Origin of the sequence: Neorhizobium petrolearium (genome assembly GCF_017873175.1) — a bacterium.
GTDB lineage: Bacteria > Pseudomonadota > Alphaproteobacteria > Rhizobiales > Rhizobiaceae > Neorhizobium > Neorhizobium petrolearium.
The window spans coordinates 422035-440383 of the sequence record NZ_JAGGJW010000003.1; the positions used below are offsets into that span (position 1 = coordinate 422035).

The following is an 18349-nucleotide window of genomic DNA, read 5'->3' on the forward strand; positions in this document are numbered from 1 at the left end:
GCTATTTCGGCTCTTCCATGTTGCGTGGAACCTCGAACGTGCCGGCCTTGATCTCGGCACGCTTGGCTTCCATCGCCGCTTCTGCGTCAGCCGGAGCGACACCCTTCACATATGCGATATCGCTGCCACCTTCCTTGAGAAGACCGAATGCGGTGTAGTCCTTACCGACCGGCTTGCCGGCTGCGACGTCGGCGAGTGCTGCATTGAGGATCGGACGGAAACCCCAGAGCGCGTTGGCGAAGACAGTGTCAGGGTAACGTGGCGTGTAATCGATCAGCGAGCCAACGGACTTGATGCCACGCGCCTTGGCGGCATCGGCCGTGCCGATCCGCTCGCCGAACAGGATATCCGCACCGGCATCGATCTGGGCGAGACCGGCTTCGCGGGCCTTCGGCGGATCGAAGAAGGTTCCGATGAAGGAAACGAGGAGCTTCGCATCCGGATTGACGGCCTTCACGCCTTCGCCGAAGGCATTGATCAGCATGTTGACCTCCGGGATCGGCATGGCGCCGACAGAGCCCACGACATTGCTTTTGGTCATCTTGCCGGCGAGCATGCCCGCAAGATAGGCGCCGTCATGATTCCACGTGCCGAAGACGCCGAAGTTATCTCCGGCCTCCTTGCCGCTCGAACCTAGCACGAAAGCCGTTTCCGGGTAGTCGGCGGCGACTTCGCGGGCTTCGGTTTCGACAGCATAGGCTTCGCCGATGATCAGTTGATGCCCTTGTTCGGCATATTCGCGCATGGCACGCGCATAGTCCGTTCCCGACACTCCTTCGGAGAACACATATTCGATCACACCTTCCGCGGCGGCATCCTGTAGAGCCTTGTGAAGGACGGAGTTCCAGGCATTTTCAACAGGTGAGCCATGTATGCCGGCGACCTTGATGGGAGCCGCCGCGCGCGCCCCCGACAAGAAGGTCCCGGCACTGAAAGCCGCGGCTGAAGCAAGCAGCGCACGGCGAGATAGACGTATTTCGGTTGTCATGACTGAAGCCCCTCTTCTTTGCCGGTTGGTCAAAAATTTCTATGGGCCGCCCAAAACTGTGTCAAGCGATGGAAATGCACAATCCGTAAGCAGAGCACCTAGAGAGCGTAGTGGCTGACGGCGTCCCGATCTAGGGGCATCCCCCAACCCGGCGCATCGGGGATGCGGGCTATCCCGTCGACGTGTCAATCTGATTTGCCGTCTCAAGAGGCGGACCGTGAAATCACTGCAGGCAGGGCTAGCGGCAGTGATTCCTGCGAGGATACATCGCAGACATGGGATGCCACCGGAAATCAGGTAGCCATGACGATCCTATTTCGCCAACGAGTGGATCTTGAGCGCCGCTTTGGCGCCGCAACCATTCTCTCTGGACTCGGTCAGTTCCTTGTGTCCGGAATACAACGACGCAGCACGTGGGATCGAAAAGACTTGTCCGCACACGGCTCATCAAGCCTGTATCTATGATAACTCCTGAAGATACCCTTCCTCGCCGTCAAACGCGACGAAGCCCGTCCTTTCAGCATTGATCATCGGGTACCGGCAGTTCAGACGGCGCAATACCGCTCCTGGATGTCCTTGTCCGCCAGCAGCGTGACCGCATCGCTGCGATAGACGATCTCACCCTGGTCGACAATCACGGCCCGGTCAGCGAGCTTCAGCGCCCATTCCACATTCTGCTCGACGAGTAGCAACGTCGTCCCCTCATCCCGCAACCGCCGGAACAGCACCCCCATCTCTTCAACGAGAACCGGCATGATGCCTTCGGACGGTTCATCGAGCAGGATCATCTTCGGCTTGGCGATCATTGCGCGGGCGATCGCCAACATCTGTTGCTCACCGCCTGACATCGTCACACCTTCCTGATGCAGCCTTTCTTTCAGGCGCGGGAAACTGCGGGCGATCTCCTCGATGGCGGCAGCCTCGTCGATACCCTGGCGGTCGGCCACCAATCCGAGCTGGAGGTTTTCCAGCACCGTCAGTCCACGGACGATACGCCGTTCCTCGGGTACGTAGGCGAGGCCACGAGTATAGCGGGCGTGCGCTTTCAATCGCGAGATGTCTTCACCATTGAACCGGATGCTGCCGGTGGTGCGCGGCATCAAGCCCATGATCGAACGGATGATGCTGGTCTTGCCCGCGCCATTGCGGCCGACCAGCGCGACAATTTCCCCGGGTTCAACGGCGAAGGACACGCCGTGGAGCACGTGGCTTGCGCCGTACCAGCCATTCAGACCTTCGATTTCAAGCATAGCCATCGTTCTGCCCCAGATAGACGCGGCGAACCTCGCCGTTCGCCCGAATTTCCTCCGGCGTACCATCCGCCAGAAGCTCGCCGTGATGAAGGACGAGGACCCTGTCGCTCAAGCCGAGGATCATCTTCATCTTATGCTCGACCAGCAGGATGGTCCGGTCGGCCGCCAGCTTCTCGATCAGCGCCACCATCTCGCGCGTCTCCTCCGGCCCCATGCCGGCAGTGGGTTCGTCGAGCAGCAGGAGGGCGGGATCGGCAACGAGCGCGATGGCAATCTCCAGCGCCCTTTGCTGCCCGTGGGCCAGGAATTTCGCCAGCGTCCCCGCCCGTCCCGATAACCCCACGGCGGCAAGAGTCGCGGATGCCTTGTCCTCGATGTCTTCGTAAACACCTCGGTTGGTCCAGATATTCATCCGGGATCTGAATGCCTGAGCCGCAACGCGGACGTTTTCAAGAACGGCAAGGTTCGGGAAGATATTGGTAATCTGGTAGGAGCGGGCGATGCCGCGGTGCACGTAATCGTGCTGCGGTACGCCCGCCATATCCGCGCCACGGAATTTCAGGGTACCGCTCGATGGTTTGAGGGCGCCGGACAGAATGTTGAAGAACGTGCTCTTGCCCGCTCCGTTCGGGCCGATGATCGCGGTGATCTGCCCTTCCTTGAAGTCGGCCGTGATACCCCTGAGGGCAATGAGGCCGCCGAACTGCTTACCGACATTGGCAACGCTCATAATCGGTTCGTTCATCGGCCCTTCCCCCAGGAAATCAGCGTGCCCCAGATGCCTTTCGGCAGGTAGAGGACAAAGAGGATGAAGATCACTCCGACGATGAGCTGCCAGTTGGTGGTCCACAGCGAAAAGATATCTTCCATCAAAAGGAAAGCGAGCGCGCCTATGAAAGGACCGAAGAAACTGCCGGCCCCACCGAGCAGTGTCATCATCACGATCAGGCCCGAGGTCTGATAATGCAGTGAGTCGAGCGGCACGATCGAGAGGTGCATGGCCGACAGCGTGCCGGCGAGCCCGCAAAGGATGCCCGACAGCACGAAAGAGAGGAGTTTGGTGCGCTCAACATTGTAACCGCAAGCGCGCGCCCGCGTTTCGTTTTCCCGGATAGCCTCGATAACGGCGCCGAATGGCGAGTTCAGCGCGCGCGACACGAACCACAGCGCCAGCGCCACGACGATCGTGATCGCGTAATATTTGACGAGCGGATCGAGGAAGTTCAACGAAAAGCCCGGAAAACTCAACGTGCTGACGGTGAAGCCGCGCAGACCATTCTCGCCACCGGTCCAGGAGGACGCCTGCAGCGCCGTATAATAAACGAGCTGCGAGAGGGCCAGCGTCACCATGGAAAAGTAGATGCCGCGCGTGCGGATCGCCAGCATGCCCATGATAGTCGCAAGGAAGCCGGCCACGGCGAGCCCGACCACCATGGCAACGAACCAGTTCACGCCGAAAGTGCCGATCGCAATACCGGTAGCATAGGCACCAGCACCGAAGAAGGCCGCATGGCCGAAGGAAAGCAGGCCGGTATATCCGAACAGAAGATTGTAGCCCACGGCCAAAAGGCCGTAGATCAGGACGTTCACGGCAAGCGCCTGCGATGGCAGCACCCAGGGCAGGATACAAAGTGTCAGGACGGAAAGCGGCACACGCCAGCGGTTGGCGCCTGGGAAAAGCACCGCAAGACCCCGCCGGGATGAAGGGGGAGCAAGCTCGACGTTTCTGACGACCGACATGACCATCTCCTCAAAGCCCCGGCGCTGCGCGACCATAGAGGCCATTCGGACGCACAAGAAGGATGAGCGCCATCAGCGCGAACATCACGATCGTCGCCATTTCCGGTGCGAACAGCGACGTCATGCTGACTGCCACGCCGACGATAAGACCCGCGATGACAGCGCCTGCAAGCGAGCCCATGCCGCCGATGACTGTGACCACGAAAGCTTCGGCGAGCACCAGCGTTCCCATTTCGGGAGAGACATTGCGCATCGGCGCGGCGAGCACGCCGCCGAGTGCGGTGATGCCGACCCCGATGCCGAACACGACCAACCACAGCTTGCTGATATCGACTCCGAGCACCCGCATGATCAGCGGATCAGCCGATCCGGCCCTTACGATCAGTCCGAATTTCGTCCTTTCGAGACCAAGCCACAGAAGGAGCAGCACGGCGAGGACGACACCGATGACGAACAGCCGATAGAGCGGAAAGAAACCGATACCGAGATTGACCACGCCGCGCAGAGCCGCCGGCGTGGAAAACGGAATTCCGTCGGTGCCGAAGAGGATGCGCACGGCTTCCACCAGCACATAGCCGAGGCCGAAAGTCAAAAGCAGCGGATCATCTGGCGAACGACCATAAAGGGGACGGATGAGAAAACGCTCAATGAGCATGCCGAACAGGCCGATCAGCACCGGCGCCAGCACGAGAGCCCACCAGAAACTCCCCGTCAGCCCGGCCACATAAAGACCCGCATAGGCACCCACCATGAACAGCGCCCCGTGCGCAAAGTTCACGATGCCCAGCATGCCGAAGATGATCGACAGGCCGAGCGCAACCATGATCAGGATCGCGCCGAGCGCGAGGCCTGAAAACAGCTGCATCGCAATGAGTTGCACAGTCATAGGTTCATCCGTCCCGGAATATCGGCTCTTGTCTCAGCTCTTGAAGCCGAGTTCGGAGCAGCTTCTGAGAATGCTCTCCGAGGCCGGCTCGTTGGCGACGATCTTGAAGAGATCGGCATCCGACTTCATGTCGCTCTTGGCTTTCGATTCCAGCACGAGAACCGACTGTACCGACTGATGGTCGCACTTGCGATAGAATTGCTCGCCCTTCGCAACGTCGTATTTCAGTGCCTCCATGGCCTCGATGACCTTCTGCGGTTCGGTTCCGCCGGCCTTCTCGATCGCCATGAGCAGCGACGCGACGCCGGTATAGCCGTAAGCACCGTAGTCGGTCGGTATCGCTCCCTTGTACTCGGCGCGGAAGACGTCATTGAAGGCCTTTGCCGACGGTACGGTTTCTTCGAGTCCCCAGTAATAGTTCGCGCCGCCGACCACGCCTTCAAAGACTTCCGGATCGACCGCGAGGCGCTGGTTGTGCAAGATAACGGGCACGACGATCTTCATCATGTCCTTCACGCCGAAATCCACCGCCTGCTTGATCGAATTCGCCTGGTCGCGGCCGAAATTGCAAATGCAGAGGATATCCGGATTGAGCGACAGGATGGTCGGGATGAAGGTGGAATAGTCCGCTGCACCGAAAGGATGCAGGATCTCGCCGACCGTCTCGGCACCGATCACCTCGGCAGCCCGCTTGAAGCCGGTCAGCATTTCATGGCCATAGGCATAATCGGCCACCAGATAGGCGACTTTGGAGCCCTTCTGGAAGGAATGCCTGGCCACCACCGCCGTGGTCATGGTCGGGTTCAACGCCTCGTGGAACGTATAGGGGCTGAAGTCCTTGATCTCGTTGATCGTATCCGACTGGCTGATCGAAACATAGATCATGTTGCGCGCACGGGTCACTTCGTTGACTGCAAGCTGCACGGCGCTCGAAAGCGCCCCCACCACCGCATGCACTTTGTCCTTCTCGATAAGTTCAAGCGTACGGGTTGCGGCTTCGCCGGCGTTCAGCTTGTCGTCACGGACAAGCAGCTCGACCTTGCGGCCTGCAATACCACCCTTGTCGTTCGCCAGCTTGACCGCGAGCTGGGCGCTGCGCACCTGGTCGTTGGCCTCGGCTGCAAACGGACCAGTGAGCGGCGTCGGAAAGCCAATGCGGATCGTCTCCGCCTGGGCCCGCGCGATCCACGGCATCGAAAGCGCGCCAGCGGTTCCGACCAGCCCTATCAGTGCGGTACGGCGGCTGATCGGCCTTTGGACCAGCTTATCAATTCCCTTCGTCATTGTTGTCCTCCTCCTCTTGGACATGTGTGCATGCGTCAGATCTTGCCGAGCGCTTTCAGGATGCGGGTCGGCGTCATCGGTATCTGCGACAGCACCGCGCCATGACCGGCAAGCGCATCGTTGACGGCATTCATCGCGGCAGCAGAAGCGGCAGCCGTGCCGGCCTCGCCGACGCCCTTGGCGCCGAGTTCCGTGTCGCGGGTCGGCGTCTCCACATGTGAAATCTCGATGTCGGGCATTTCGCAGGCCATCGGCACGAGGTAATCGGTGAGCGAGCCGTTGGTGAGCTGGCCTTCCGCGTTGTAGAGGCATTCCTCGAAGAACGCCGCGCCGAGCCCCTGAACCACGCCACCTCGGATCTGCTCGTCGACCAGAAGCGGATTGATGATGCGGCCGCAATCCTCCACCACCCAGTGCCGAAGGATCTTTACGAAGCCCGTCTCCACATCGACCTCGACGAGTGACCCCTGCGCGCCGTTGGTGAAGGCGAAGGGGTAGCCCTGCGGGGCATAATGATGGGCGACCGAGAGCTGCGCCTGCGTGCCAGGCGGCAAGGTGTCCGACCGAAAAAAGGCGATGCGGGCCACTTCCGCCAAACTGATCCGCTGCTGACCGGTAGTTGCCTCGATGATCCAGTCCTCGCGGATATCGAGTTCGCCAGGCTGCGCCTGCAGGATGAAACCCGCGATCGAGAGAAGATTGGCCTTCAGCCTGCGCGCCGCCTGCAGCGCTGTCTCGCCACCGATGCCTGCCCCGCGGCATGCCCAGGTCGCGCCACCATGCGGCGTCATGTCCGTATCGCCGGTCATGATGCGAACCTTGGCGCGATCAACGCCTAGCTGGTCCGCGACGATCTGACCAATGACGGTCTCGGTCCCCTGCCCCTGCTCGGTTACGGAGATCGCGCAATGCACCTCGCCGGATGGCGTCAGTTTGACGACCGCGCCGTCCTGCGCGGAAATACGCGCCCCGCCAACGCCGTAAAAGGCTGGGCTGGGATTGGTAATCTCAACGAAAAGCGCTATGCCGATGCCGCGCAGGATGCCTTTCTCGCGCAATTTCGCCTGTTCCTCGCGAAGCGAGTCGTAATTCATCAGCGACCGCAGGCGCGAAAGGCAGACTTCGTGGGAGAGCTTCTCGAACTGGTAACCCGTCGGCGACTTGCGCGGATAGCTGTCGTCAGGGATGAGATTGCGGCCGCGGATATCAAAAGGATCGAGCGCGAGCTCACGCGCCGCCTTATCGACCATGCATTCGGTCACCGCACAGGCGATCGGATGGCCAACGGCGCGATACTGGCTGGCCTGCACCTTGTTCTGGAAAACCACCGAGAGCTTTGCCCTATAGGCGGAGAAGTCATAGGGGGCGCCCATCAACCGGACGACCTGGTTGCCTTCCACGGCGCTGGTACGCGGGTAGCTGGAGAATGGACCGATCGCGGTCACGTCGTCGACTTCCATGCCGGTGATACGGCCATCCTTCCCGACTGCAAGCCTTGCCGTAACGCGATGGTCGCGGGCATGAATGTCGGAAACGAAGGATTCCATTCGATCCGCCACATATTTCACCGGCCGGCCGAGCAGGATCGAAGCCCCAACCGCCGCCATCTCCTCGTGATAGACATGCAGCTTCATGCCGAAGGAGCCGCCGATATCCGGCGCAATTACGCGGACATTGGCTTCCGGAATTCCGAAATGGCGGGAATAGACATCCTGGAACTGATAGGGCGTCTGAGTGGCGTGATGCGCCGTCAGCCGGTTTTCGCTGGGATCATAATCAGCGACGATCGCCCGAGGCTCCAGCGTCACGGCCGTATGCCGACCGAAGATGAAGCTCTGCTCCACGGTCAGATCCGCCGCCTCCAAGGCTTCATCGACACCGCCAGCGTCAAGCTTCATCGAAAAACAGAGATTGTCGTCGAGTTCCTCTGAAATCGCGCCTGCGGACATAGCCTCAACCGGGTCCGCAAGCGCCGGCATCTCCTCGATGTCGATCATCACCAGTTCGGCGGCGTCCTCGGCGATTGCCCGGCTGTCGGCGACGATCAGCACGACCGGCTGGCCGGACCAGGTCACCTTTTCCGTTGGAAGCGGCAGTTGCGGTGGCGACTTCATATTCTTGAAGTGATCGAGCGTGCCGACCCAGGGCGTACAGATCGCCGCGAGATCCTTGCCTGTGAAAACGGCGCGAACGCCCGCAAGCGCCGCGGCTTCATCCGTGTCGATCGAGAGAATTCGTCCGTGGGCATAGGGGCTGCGGACAAAGGCCGCATAGAGCATGCGCGGCAGGACAAGGTCAGTGACATACCGCCCCTTGCCTTCGAGCAGGCGTTTCGCATTCGGCCGGGAGACCGAACGGCCGATATAGGAATTGGGCCTGTCCAGGGAGCCGGCGGACACGTTCATGCCTCCTCCTCCGCCACCTTGGCGCGCCAGCGCTCGCCGACCGTCCGCTCGATCGCGTCGACGATCGCCTCGTAGCCCGTACAGCGGCAATAGTTTCCGGAAAGCGCATCGCGGATTTCCTCGCGGCTCGGAACCTTGCCGGACGACAGGATGCCGTAGGCGCTGACCAGCATGCCGGGCGTACAGAACCCGCATTGCAGCGCATTGCGCTCGTGGAATGCCTTCTGGAGATCGGTGATTGCATCGCGTGACGTCAGCCCCTCGACCGTCTCGATCACGCATCCGTCCACTTGTACGGCAAACATCAGGCAGGCATGGACGGGCTGGTCGTCGATGAGCACCAGGCAGGCGCCGCAAACGCCCATCTCGCAGCCGGCATGGGTGCCAGTAAGCTGAAGGTCCTGGCGCAGGAAATCGGCCAGCGTGGTTCTCGGGGCAACGAACGCCTCAACCTCCTCGCTATTTACCGTCAGCGAAACCGCGATCTTGCCACTCATGGCCTCGCCTCCAGCCGCCCCAGCAGGCGGCCGAGCAACACGCGCGCCAGATGCAGGCGCATCTCGACGGGCGTGTGCTCGTCACCAGGAGGATCAAGATCGACATCAAGGGCTTCCTGCGCCTCGCGGATAATTTCGAGCGTCAGGCGGCTCCCCGTAAGGATGGCTTCGGCGCGTCTCGCCCGCATGGGCGTAGGCCCTGCCGACAGAAAGGCAATCCCTATGCGCTCGATGCGATCGCCGTCGTATTCCGCGTTCACACCGGCACCGACGAGCGCATAGTCGCCGCGGCGACGGGCAAGTTCGTCGAAAGCGTAGCGGGTCTTTGCAGTCGCGACCGGGATGTGAACGGCCCGGATCATCTCACCGGACTGGAGCGCTGTCTCATAGAGACCGAGAAAAAAATCGGCAATCGCGACGCGCCGATCGCCTGCGAACGAGGCGATCTCGACCTCCGCGTCAAGCGCCAACGCCATGGTGGGAAATTCCGATGCAGGATCGGCCAGCGCCAGGCTGCCGCCGAACGTCCCCTTGTTACGGATCGCAGGATGGGCGACGAAAGGTGCCGCTTTCGAAAGCAGCGGCGCATGTTCTGCCACCAGTTCAGAGTTGAGGATTTCGAAATGGCGGGTTGTCGCCCCGATGCGGAGCCTATCTCTCACGACGGCAAGGCCATGCAGTTCCTCGATACGTGCGATGTCAATGAGCAATGCCGGTGCCTGGAGCCTTAGCGCCAGAGCGGGAACAAGGCTCTGCCCACCCGCGATATAGGCCGCATCGCCATCAGCATCCCCAAAGGCCCGCAGCGCCTCCTCGACGGATTGCGGGCGCACATATTCGAAAGCTCTCGCCTTCACCGGTCTCCTCCCGATGGCCGCTGGAATTTGTGACCACTTGGTTACATTATTCCGCAAGGTGGCTGCCGGTCAACAAAAATTACCAAATGGTCTCAAATAAATTACCACTTGGTCTCAATCGCAACTTGCGCTATCGCTGAGAAAGCAATGCGTTATGTGCCGCAGATGGCGAGCGGTCGTGGATTCAGGAGTGCAATGACGGATCAGCTGAATGTCCCGGAAGGCGGGCATGGCCGGCCAAAGCCACGGCGCCCCAAGCAGTACATGCGGGCAACCGAGCGGGAGCAATTCATTCTGGAAGAGGCCGTCCGCTTCTTTGCCGAGCATGGTTTCGAGGGGCAGACCCGGGAACTCGCAAAGAGGATCGGCATCACCCATTCGGCGATCTACCGGCATTTTCCCAGCAAGGAGGCGCTGATCGAGCGCGTCTACGAACACGTCTATCTAAGCCGCTGGGACGAAGCCTGGGCAGGTTTGATTACCGATCGCAGCCGACCGCTCGAAGGCCGGCTCACGGAATTTTACCTTCAGTACGTGAACCGCGTCTTCCATTATGATTGGGTAAGGATCTTCGTCTTTTCCGGGCTGAAGGCATTCGACATCACACCACGCTATCTCGACATCGTACGGCAGCAGATCATCGAACCTGCCTGCCTTGAGCTTCGTCATGAACTCGGGCTACCCGGGGCGGACGAGACGCCGCTGACCGAGCGGGAAACTGAACTCTTTTGGGGATTGCACGGCCGCATCTTCTATCTGGCGATCCGGCGTTTTGTCTATTCTACGCCAACACCGGTATCCTTGGACGATATCGTCCGAGACGGCGTTAAGAGCTTCATGCTCGGCGGACCGGAAGTCGCAAAAGCGATCGTGCAGGCAAAAGCCTGATCGGTCATTCCGCTGATCGTCGTCTGCTTCAGGTACTCCACGTTTCTCGAACGCCTTTAGACCTCATGCTCAAATAGCAAAGCTGTTCGACAAGCGATCAAGATCTTCCGAGATTGCCACCGCTGCCGACTGCAGAATTGGGACATAGCGATCGCAGGCCTCCTGCTCCGAACTGAAAGCCGATTTGAAATAAGTCAGTCCTATGCTCGCTATCACTCGCCCCCCCTGGCCGACGATGGGAACGCCGATGGTATTGGAGTTCTTGGGCTCCACAAGCGACGAGCGTGTTGCATAGCCGGATTCACGTACCTTTCCGACAAGCCTTTTCAGTTCATTGGGATGATGGCTCAGCGCGTTCTCCGGATCATCCGACCTTTTAAGAATATCGATGATCATGTCGAACTCGTCCTTGTCGAGAAACGCCAGATATGCCAGCCCAAGTCCGCGCGTAAGCAGGCACAGCCGCTTGTTCACGGTGCTGTGGAAGGGGGAGATCAAGCTATCGGGAACCGTGCTGAAGCGCACCACCATCCCGTCATAATCCGGGAGGGCGATCGCGATCGGCCATTTGTGCTTGCGGGTGATCGCGATAGCCCATGCACGCCCCGCCTCCACGACCAGCGGCCCCTTGTGAAAGCCGGAGCTGAGGGACGTCACCAGCGCACTGACACAGTATCCCCCCTGCCGCACATCATTCTCGACATATCCTGCATCCTCAAGCGTGCGCAGGATACGCACGAGAGTGGGCTTCGGAAGCTTCGTTCGGGCATGCAATTGGGCAATCGTGTTGATTGGCTGCAGATTCAGCTCCTGCAAAACATTCATCGCGCGCTCGATCGCTCGAATGCCCATTGATCTTCCTCCCCCTGGAATCGCTGCTACATATTTCGACTGGCGAAATGCGTGGGATGATAGGTTGTCGCTTTCCGGTGTCAAGTTTTAGGGGAGTCCTCGGATGCAAGCAGGGGAATGTCATGGCTTCGACAGACGATGCGAAACGCAACAGGGAAGAAGTGAGACGGCTTATGGCCGGCATAGATGATGCCAGAGCAAATGCCTTGCTGAAGGGCGCCATCGATCTTCACGTTCACTCCGGGCCGTCAACCATGCCTCGGCAGCTCGACCATATGGAGGCGGCCGAGGAAGCCGCGGCGGCAGGGATGCGCGCCATCCTTTTCAAGGATCACCACTACTCGGTCTCCCCGGTCATACCGATGATGGAACGCATTTTCGCAAACCCGGACTTTGCGATGTACAGCGGCCTGGTCCTCAACAATTCCACCGGGGGGCTGAACCCGTTCGTCGTCGATGCGCAACTGAAGATGGGCGCCAAGTTGATCTGGATGCCGACGGCCCAAGCAGCCAACCATATCCGTAGCGCTCACCGCAAGACGCGGCTTGCCTCGAACGTCCAGCTCAGAAACTCGCCGGCCCTGACGGTCGTTGATCCATACGGGGAAATCCTGGACGAGGTGAAGCAGATCCTCGATCTCATTGCCGAATTCGATGTCATCCTGTCCTCGGGTCATCTGCATGTCTGGGAAATCTGGAAGCTCTTCGATGAAGCACGTGCACGCGGCGTCAAGCGGCTGCTTGTCAATCATCCGATGTACGGATTACACTTTACCTATGACGATATCCGCGAACTGGCGCAGCTCGGCGCCCTGATCGAACAGTCTGCCGGGCTCTATGTCGATTCCCGCTTCAACACCTATACGCCGGAAGAGCTCAGGGAGCATATTCTTGCAGCTGGGGTCGAACATTCCTCGATCGGTTCGGACCTTGGGCAGGTCGACAATCCCACACCAGTCGAAGGCATGCGTCAAGCCATCAAGCTCTGCCTGGCGCTCGGCTTCACGGATGCGGACGTGCGGACCATGGTGGCAGACAATCCGGCTCGCCTGGTCGGATTGACGTCATGAACCCTTTCGGCATGGCGGGTGAGACATGCAAACCGTCATGATCGAAAGGCCGGGGGGGCCTGAAGTTCTTCGGATCGTCGAACAGCCGCGCCCCCTGCCAAAGGCCGGGGAGGTTCTGATCCGTGTCGTGGCTGCCGGGGTCAACCGCCCCGATATCCAGCAACGGCGGGGTCTCTATCCACCCCCGCCGAACGCCTCCGAAATCCCGGGCCTCGATGTTGCCGGCATCATCGATGAGGTGGGCGAAGGCGTTGGCAGGCAACACGTTGGCAACCCCGTCTGCGCGCTCGTCAACGGCGGAGGATATGCAGAGTTTTGCACCGTCCCGGCTGTGCAATGCATGCCTATTCCAAACGGTTTGAGCTTCATAGAGGGAGCGTCGCTCCCGGAAGTCTTCTTCACGGCCTGGAATAATCTGATCTGGCTTGCTAGGCTGGAGCTTGGAGAGACGCTGCTGATCCACGGCGGTACGAGCGGGGTCGGAATGGCCGGCATCCAGATCGCCAGACATCTTCGCGGTGCTACGGTTTTTGCCACTGCCGGCACCGAGGAGAAGCGGGCCGTCTGCAAGGCCATCGGCGCCCAAGCAGCCGTCGATTACCGCGGCGCCTGGGACGAGGGCATCCGGGCGTCAACGGGTGGCGAGGGCGTTGATGTCATCCTGGACGGCCAGGCCGGGGCCAACACGCAGCGCCAGTTGGATCTGCTGAAATACGACGGTCGGCTCGTCTTCATCGCCAGCCATCAAGGCAGTACAGCCGAGGTGAATATCCGCACGCTCGTGCGCCGCCGATTGACGATAACCGGATCGACGCTCCGGCCACGCCCTCCTGCCTACAAGGGGCGGCTCGCCAGAGAACTGGTCGACCATGTCTGGCCGCTGTTTGAGGATGGGCGCATCACGACCCGCATCCACAAAGTCGTTCCATTCACCGAAGTGCAGGAAGCCCATCATATCCTGGACGAAAACCAGCAGATCGGCAAAGTGATCCTGGCTGTGGACCCGGCGCTTGCCGCAATCGTACCCTCGTCCGGCAAGCGATTTTGATGTTCAAGGTGATAGCCGCCGACATTCGTGGCGAAAGCCGGCCGCAATCTCTTTAACGATGGGGCATTGGATAATCATTCTCGTTGAGCACCCAACCCGGCTTTTCTGAAAAATCCATGCGGGGCGGGGCGAAGATATCAACCAGTTGGTTGACACCTGGTCCTTCGGCGGTGGTCGTATGGATGGCCGGCGGCGGAATGACGCAGATCGAGGGCGACTCGCAATAGAGATGTTCGTCCTCGCGCCAGATGTTCATGTTCGTCGTCCACGGCCAGCGCAGATGATGCGTGAAGGTACCGCTCAGTGCCAGGGAGCACTGCTCGAAATCGTCGTGATGATGCGGTGAGACCTTATCCCGCTCTCGCGGGCCGATACGCGGCACGAGGTAGTTGATCATGAATGTCGTGCAGCGGTAGATTCGGCCGAACCGTGAAGGATCGTCCGGGACGTCCAGGGTATACCATTTCAGCTTGAGGCCGCCGGGCGGTTCGGGCCAGGCTTCGAACGGTGGCACATTGGGATGCGGCCCGCGATACGCATCAGCATTCGAGGCGGCCTCCGCCACATCCGTCGACTTCGGCGTGAAGAACCGGACGATGCTGCCGGCGGTCAGCATCCGGATGGAGCTCTTGCCGGGCGGCACGAAGGCGACCGAATAGCCGGGCACGGTCGCAGTACCCTCAGCGGTGGTGATTTCGACCGAAGTCTCCTTGTCCGGAATGATAACGGCATATTCGTCGGGCTGCGCGTCGCGGGAGAAGGCGCCGCCTTCCTTGCCTTTGGTATAGGCGACGACGAAGTTCTGGCCTCGACTGATCCAGGTATCTCCGTTGGCGTCCGTGATTTGGGGCTTTTCCTTATAGAACAGCCCCATCTGCGAACCAAAATAACTGCTGTGGACCCTGGCGCCCGCCGGCTTCGCATTGCCCTGCAGGCTGGATCGTGGGTCGTTCCGATCGTACATCCGTTCCTCCGCTTGTCTTTGTCGAAATGTCGGTAGAGCTCAAAGCCGCAGGCCGGGCGCGCGGGTGAGCCGCTGCCCACTCCCCCTAGCCGGCCCTGGGAGCCTGTTTCTTCAGTCCTAGGATTTCGCGCGCCTCGCCCGGGGTTGCGATGGTGCCGCCGAGTTCCTTCAGGATGCGCACGGCCTTCCTGACGAGCACGGTATTGCTTTCGGCGAGCACGCCTTTTTCGAGATAGATATTGTCCTCCAGCCCGACCCTGACGTGGCCGCCCAGAAGCCAGGCCTGCGCGAGCATGGGAAACTCCCAGCGCCCGACGCCGAAAGCCGCCCAGCGCGAGCCTGCCGGAAGCAGCGATCGCATGTAGAGAAGCGTCTCGGGCGTGGCGATCGCGCCGTAACGGACGCCGAGCACGATCTGGAAGAGCGCCGGCGCATCAAGCCGCCCTTCCTGAATGAAATGGTTGGCGAGCTGGATATCGCCGGTATCGAAGACTTCGAGCTCGGGCAGGACGCCTGAATCGCGAATAATATCCGCCATGACTGCGAGATTGCGCGGCGTATTGATGACCACTGACGAGCCGGAATACATCGTGTTGAAGTCGAGGCTGCAGATTTCGGGCCTCAGGGCCGCGATATGCTCGACGCGGCGCGCCGGCGGCATGAGCGTCGTGCCCGGTGCAGCGACGCTCGGATCGTGGTCGCTGGGGATGAAGCGACCGCCGGGGCCGGTGGTGAGATTGATGATGACATCCTCTTCGGCAGCGCGCAGGCGTTCGACGACCTCCCGGTAATGCGCCAATTCCATGCTCGGGCGCCCATCTGGATGCCTGACGTGGATGTGGACGATCGCTGCACCGGCGCGCGCCGCATCCAAACAGGCATCGGCGATCTGTTCCGGCGTTATCGGCAGATAGGGTGTCTGGGAGGGGCTCGTTATATTGCCGGTGACGGCACAGCTGATAATCGTTGGATTGGCCAAAGCTCTCGTTTTCCTTATTGAGCGCGGTCAGAGCTGACCTCACGCTGTCATGAAGCTCTGGCTCGCATCCAACGTCGGGGACCTCAATCGTTATCACCGGCCGTTTCGCGGAAAGAAACGCAAGTTGAAGGGCGGTGTTTCGCAGCGAGAAACGTCGCGGCAATTGGCTTCGTGCTCTGCGAAGGAGCCGCTACGAACGGCTAACGAAAGGCAGCCATATGACAGAACAGCGTCCCGACTTCACGACATTCCGCGAACGATTACTGACGCGCCAGCGAATGTTCGGCACATTCCTCAAGCTCCCGACGACGCAGGTCATCGAGATTCTCGGAACGATCGGATACGATTTTGTCGTCATCGATCAGGAGCATGCGCCGCTCGATCGCAACATCACGGACCTTATGATTTTTGCCGCGAGGGCCTCCAACATCACACCTCTGGTCCGTGTCGGCGAATTCACGGATGCGAACATTCTATCCGCGCTCGACTGCGGCGCGATGGGCATCATGGTTCCCCACGTGACCACCGTGGAAAAAGCACAGGCAATAGCCCGCAGTTGCCGTTATGCGGGCGGCAATCGCGGTTTTGCGGGACTGACTCGGGCCGGCATGTGGGGCAGCGTTGGCGGCATCCGCCATATGGCTCAGCAGGACCGCCAGATTGCCTGCATCGCCATGATCGAGGATGTCGAAGCGGTCGATCGCGCCGAGGAGATTGCCGCAGTGGATGGTATCGACGCCCTATTCATCGGTCGGGGCGACCTGACCGCATCCTTTGGCGACGACCCGCAGGCACAGGCCAGGGTCGCCGAAATCAGCAGGAAGGTTGCCGCTGCGGCCCAAAAGGCCAACGTCCCGCTGCTGATGCTGCCTACCAGCAAGGCCGATTTTGCCTTTGCAAAGGAACTCGGCGCCTCGGCTATGCTTCTGTCCAGCGACCACGGCTTCATCCGCTCGGCAGCGAGTGCAACCCTCGCCGATTATTCCGATTGAGAAAGTCAGCGGTTGCTTACGCACTGAACCGTCGGGGTCTTGCCCGTGGCGATCCGTCAGATTTGCTGACATGATCGTGTGCAAGAGAAACCACTGGCGTGGAACCATATAATCACATCAAACTGTAGAAGGCTTCGGTTGCCGCGGGAATGCGGGAAGTCTGTCGGGGAGAAACATGACTGCCATCGAAATTCCGGAGTTGACGATCCCGAAAGTGGCCCTCGTCACCGGTGGAAACAGCGGGATCGGACGGGCGATTGCCGCGCGCCTCGCCAGCATGGGTACAACCATCGTGGTTGGCTATAACAGCCGCCGCGAGATGGCGGATGAGGTCGTGGGCGCGCTTCAAGGCAGCGGGCATTTCGCCATAAGTATCGCCATCGATGACGCAACCTCCGTCGCCGCTGCCGCCGCCGTGGTCAGTGAACGGTTCGACGGTCTTGACGCCTTGATCAATTGCGGCGGTGCGACAACACCCGTCGCCGCCAATGATCTCGATGCTCTGACCGATGAAATTTTCGACCGTGCCGTCGCGATAAATTTAAGAGGCCCCTTTGCCATGGTTCGCGCTTTCCGTCCGCTGCTTGAACGCAGAGACAGTGCGGTCATCGTCAACATTTCCTCCATTGCCGCGCGGACAGGTGTCGGAAGCAGCCTTGCCTATGTCGCGGCAAAAGGCGGGTTGGATGCGCTTACCATAGCACTTGCCAAGGTGCTGGCACCGAAAATCCGCGTCTTCTCCGTTTCACCCGCCGGTGTCGATACGGATTTCGTTCCGCATCGTACCCGTGACCAACTCCAGAAAACCGCAGAAAGACTTCCTCTCGGAAAAGTCACGATCCCCGACGACGTCGCACGGGCGGTGATCGCCTGTATCGTCAACCTCACCAGCTCGACCGGTATCGTCGTTCCGGTAGACGAGGGCCGTCACCTCTAGCAATTGAAGGACGCAATCTCTCACGTCGTTCGGATCAAGCTCCGGTCGCAGCTTCGCGCCTTGCTCTTCGTCTGACGAAACATACTCATTTACCAGGTTGTCAGCATAGGGCAGTCCTGAATTGATAGTGACATGGACAACTTGCGACGTTTCTTACGAGCATTCGGCCCCTTGCCGAGCGAATCTTCTGACGCCGAGTTGTGATAGAATGATCACTTCTTCTTATGGTGTCGGGAGGACCTCGGATGAAGCTAAGCCAAGACGTTTTGCTTGGGCTCTTTTTTTCAGTCATCGGTGCCGTGTCGGCATGGATCGCGTGGAGCTATCCCTTCGGCACTTCCAGTCGGATGGGACCCGGCTATTTTCCAATCATCGTCTCGAGCCTGCTCTTGTTTACAGGCCTTCTCGTTCTCCTTCGCGCGCGGTTGGCCGGATCCCAGCCGATACCGACGATCCGGTGGAGGCCGCTCGTTCTCGTGCCGGTTGCGATCCTGATTTTCGGCCTGACGATGGAGAACCTCGGGCTGCCGCTTGCCGTCCTCCTGCTAGTGATCTTAAGCGCTGCGGCGAGCGTCAAATTCCGGCTCGATTGGAAAGCCTTCGTAGGTTCTCTCGTCTTTGCGGGACTCTGCTCCGTTATCTTCGTCGAACTGCTCGGCCTCCCCATACCAATCATCGGGAACTGGCTGCAGGGTCTTGGTTTCTAGTC

18 protein-coding genes are annotated in these 18349 nt (G+C 60.1%); 6 read left to right on the forward strand and 12 right to left on the reverse strand.

From position 1 onward, the window contains the following. Position 1: 1 nt before the first annotated feature. From J2046_RS08175 to J2046_RS08215, 9 genes are all read right to left on the reverse strand, one after another. Positions 2-988 carry a BMP family protein gene (locus tag J2046_RS08175; protein ID WP_210050798.1) on the reverse strand — a complete coding sequence of 329 codons (987 nt, stop codon included), beginning with the start codon at positions 986-988 and terminating at the stop codon, positions 2-4. 545 nt (positions 989-1533) lie between these two features. Further along, the gene (locus J2046_RS08180; RefSeq protein WP_210050880.1) at positions 1534-2238 is read right to left on the reverse strand and encodes an ABC transporter ATP-binding protein; all 705 of its coding nucleotides are present in this window, start codon (positions 2236-2238) and stop codon (positions 1534-1536) included. Further along, positions 2231-2986, reverse strand: coding sequence for an ABC transporter ATP-binding protein (locus J2046_RS08185; protein WP_210050799.1), 756 nt, complete (start codon positions 2984-2986; stop codon positions 2231-2233). Before J2046_RS08185 ends, J2046_RS08180 begins: the two co-directional genes overlap by 8 nt. Then, on the reverse strand, positions 2983-3981 hold the full coding sequence (locus J2046_RS08190; RefSeq protein ID WP_210050800.1) for a branched-chain amino acid ABC transporter permease: 999 nt from the start codon (positions 3979-3981) through the stop codon (positions 2983-2985). The genes J2046_RS08185 and J2046_RS08190 overlap by 4 nt, the downstream gene beginning before the upstream one ends. Positions 3982-3991: 10 nt before the next feature. Continuing rightward, positions 3992-4867: a branched-chain amino acid ABC transporter permease gene (locus J2046_RS08195; RefSeq protein ID WP_210050801.1), complete on the reverse strand. Its 876-nt coding sequence runs from the start codon at positions 4865-4867 to the stop codon at positions 3992-3994. Between the two features lie 33 nt (positions 4868-4900). Next, the gene (locus J2046_RS08200; RefSeq protein ID WP_210050802.1) at positions 4901-6151 is read right to left on the reverse strand and encodes an ABC transporter substrate-binding protein; all 1251 of its coding nucleotides are present in this window, start codon (positions 6149-6151) and stop codon (positions 4901-4903) included. A 35-nt stretch (positions 6152-6186) separates the two neighbouring features. After that, positions 6187-8556 carry a xanthine dehydrogenase family protein molybdopterin-binding subunit gene (locus J2046_RS08205; protein ID WP_210050803.1) on the reverse strand — a complete coding sequence of 790 codons (2370 nt, stop codon included), beginning with the start codon at positions 8554-8556 and terminating at the stop codon, positions 6187-6189. Then, positions 8553-9053, reverse strand: coding sequence for a (2Fe-2S)-binding protein (locus tag J2046_RS08210; protein WP_210050804.1), 501 nt, complete (start codon positions 9051-9053; stop codon positions 8553-8555). Before J2046_RS08210 ends, J2046_RS08205 begins: the two co-directional genes overlap by 4 nt. After that, positions 9050-9910, reverse strand: coding sequence for an FAD binding domain-containing protein (locus tag J2046_RS08215; RefSeq protein WP_210050805.1), 861 nt, complete (start codon positions 9908-9910; stop codon positions 9050-9052). Before J2046_RS08215 ends, J2046_RS08210 begins: the two co-directional genes overlap by 4 nt. Positions 9911-10174: 264 nt before the next feature. On the opposite strand from J2046_RS08215, the gene J2046_RS08220 reads away from it, so the two are divergent. Then, entirely contained in the window at positions 10175-10798 is a 624-nt protein-coding gene (locus J2046_RS08220) for a TetR/AcrR family transcriptional regulator (protein ID WP_210050881.1), read from the forward strand. Positions 10799-10867: 69 nt separating this feature from the next. Here J2046_RS08220 and J2046_RS08225 read toward each other — a convergent pair whose 3' ends face one another. Beyond that, positions 10868-11650, reverse strand: coding sequence for a helix-turn-helix domain-containing protein (locus J2046_RS08225; protein ID WP_210050807.1), 783 nt, complete (start codon positions 11648-11650; stop codon positions 10868-10870). 122 nt (positions 11651-11772) lie between these two features. On the opposite strand from J2046_RS08225, the gene J2046_RS08230 reads away from it, so the two are divergent. Both J2046_RS08230 and J2046_RS08235 read left to right on the forward strand, forming a co-directional pair. After that, entirely contained in the window at positions 11773-12720 is a 948-nt protein-coding gene (locus tag J2046_RS08230) for a DUF6282 family protein (protein ID WP_052182881.1), read from the forward strand. Between the two features lie 25 nt (positions 12721-12745). After that, positions 12746-13768 carry an NAD(P)H-quinone oxidoreductase gene (locus J2046_RS08235; protein WP_210050808.1) on the forward strand — a complete coding sequence of 341 codons (1023 nt, stop codon included), beginning with the start codon at positions 12746-12748 and terminating at the stop codon, positions 13766-13768. Between the two features lie 52 nt (positions 13769-13820). Here J2046_RS08235 and J2046_RS08240 read toward each other — a convergent pair whose 3' ends face one another. Continuing rightward, positions 13821-14732 carry a cupin domain-containing protein gene (locus tag J2046_RS08240; protein WP_210050809.1) on the reverse strand — a complete coding sequence of 304 codons (912 nt, stop codon included), beginning with the start codon at positions 14730-14732 and terminating at the stop codon, positions 13821-13823. 85 nt (positions 14733-14817) lie between these two features. Next, positions 14818-15711 (reverse strand): beta-keto acid cleavage family enzyme, encoded by an 894-nt coding sequence (locus J2046_RS08245; protein ID WP_210050810.1) that lies wholly within the window; start codon positions 15709-15711, stop codon positions 14818-14820. A gap of 218 nt (positions 15712-15929) precedes the next feature. Here J2046_RS08245 and J2046_RS08250 point away from each other — a divergent pair, with 218 nt between their 5' ends. The 3 genes from J2046_RS08250 to J2046_RS08260 all read left to right on the forward strand — a co-directional run bounded on the left by J2046_RS08250 (position 15930) and on the right by J2046_RS08260 (position 18347). After that, the gene (locus J2046_RS08250; protein WP_210050811.1) at positions 15930-16703 is read left to right on the forward strand and encodes an HpcH/HpaI aldolase family protein; all 774 of its coding nucleotides are present in this window, start codon (positions 15930-15932) and stop codon (positions 16701-16703) included. A gap of 175 nt (positions 16704-16878) precedes the next feature. Beyond that, positions 16879-17640, forward strand: coding sequence for an SDR family NAD(P)-dependent oxidoreductase (locus tag J2046_RS08255; protein WP_210050812.1), 762 nt, complete (start codon positions 16879-16881; stop codon positions 17638-17640). 245 nt (positions 17641-17885) lie between these two features. Beyond that, the gene (locus J2046_RS08260) at positions 17886-18347 is read left to right on the forward strand and encodes a tripartite tricarboxylate transporter TctB family protein (RefSeq protein WP_210050813.1); all 462 of its coding nucleotides are present in this window, start codon (positions 17886-17888) and stop codon (positions 18345-18347) included. Positions 18348-18349: the final 2 nt, after the last annotated feature.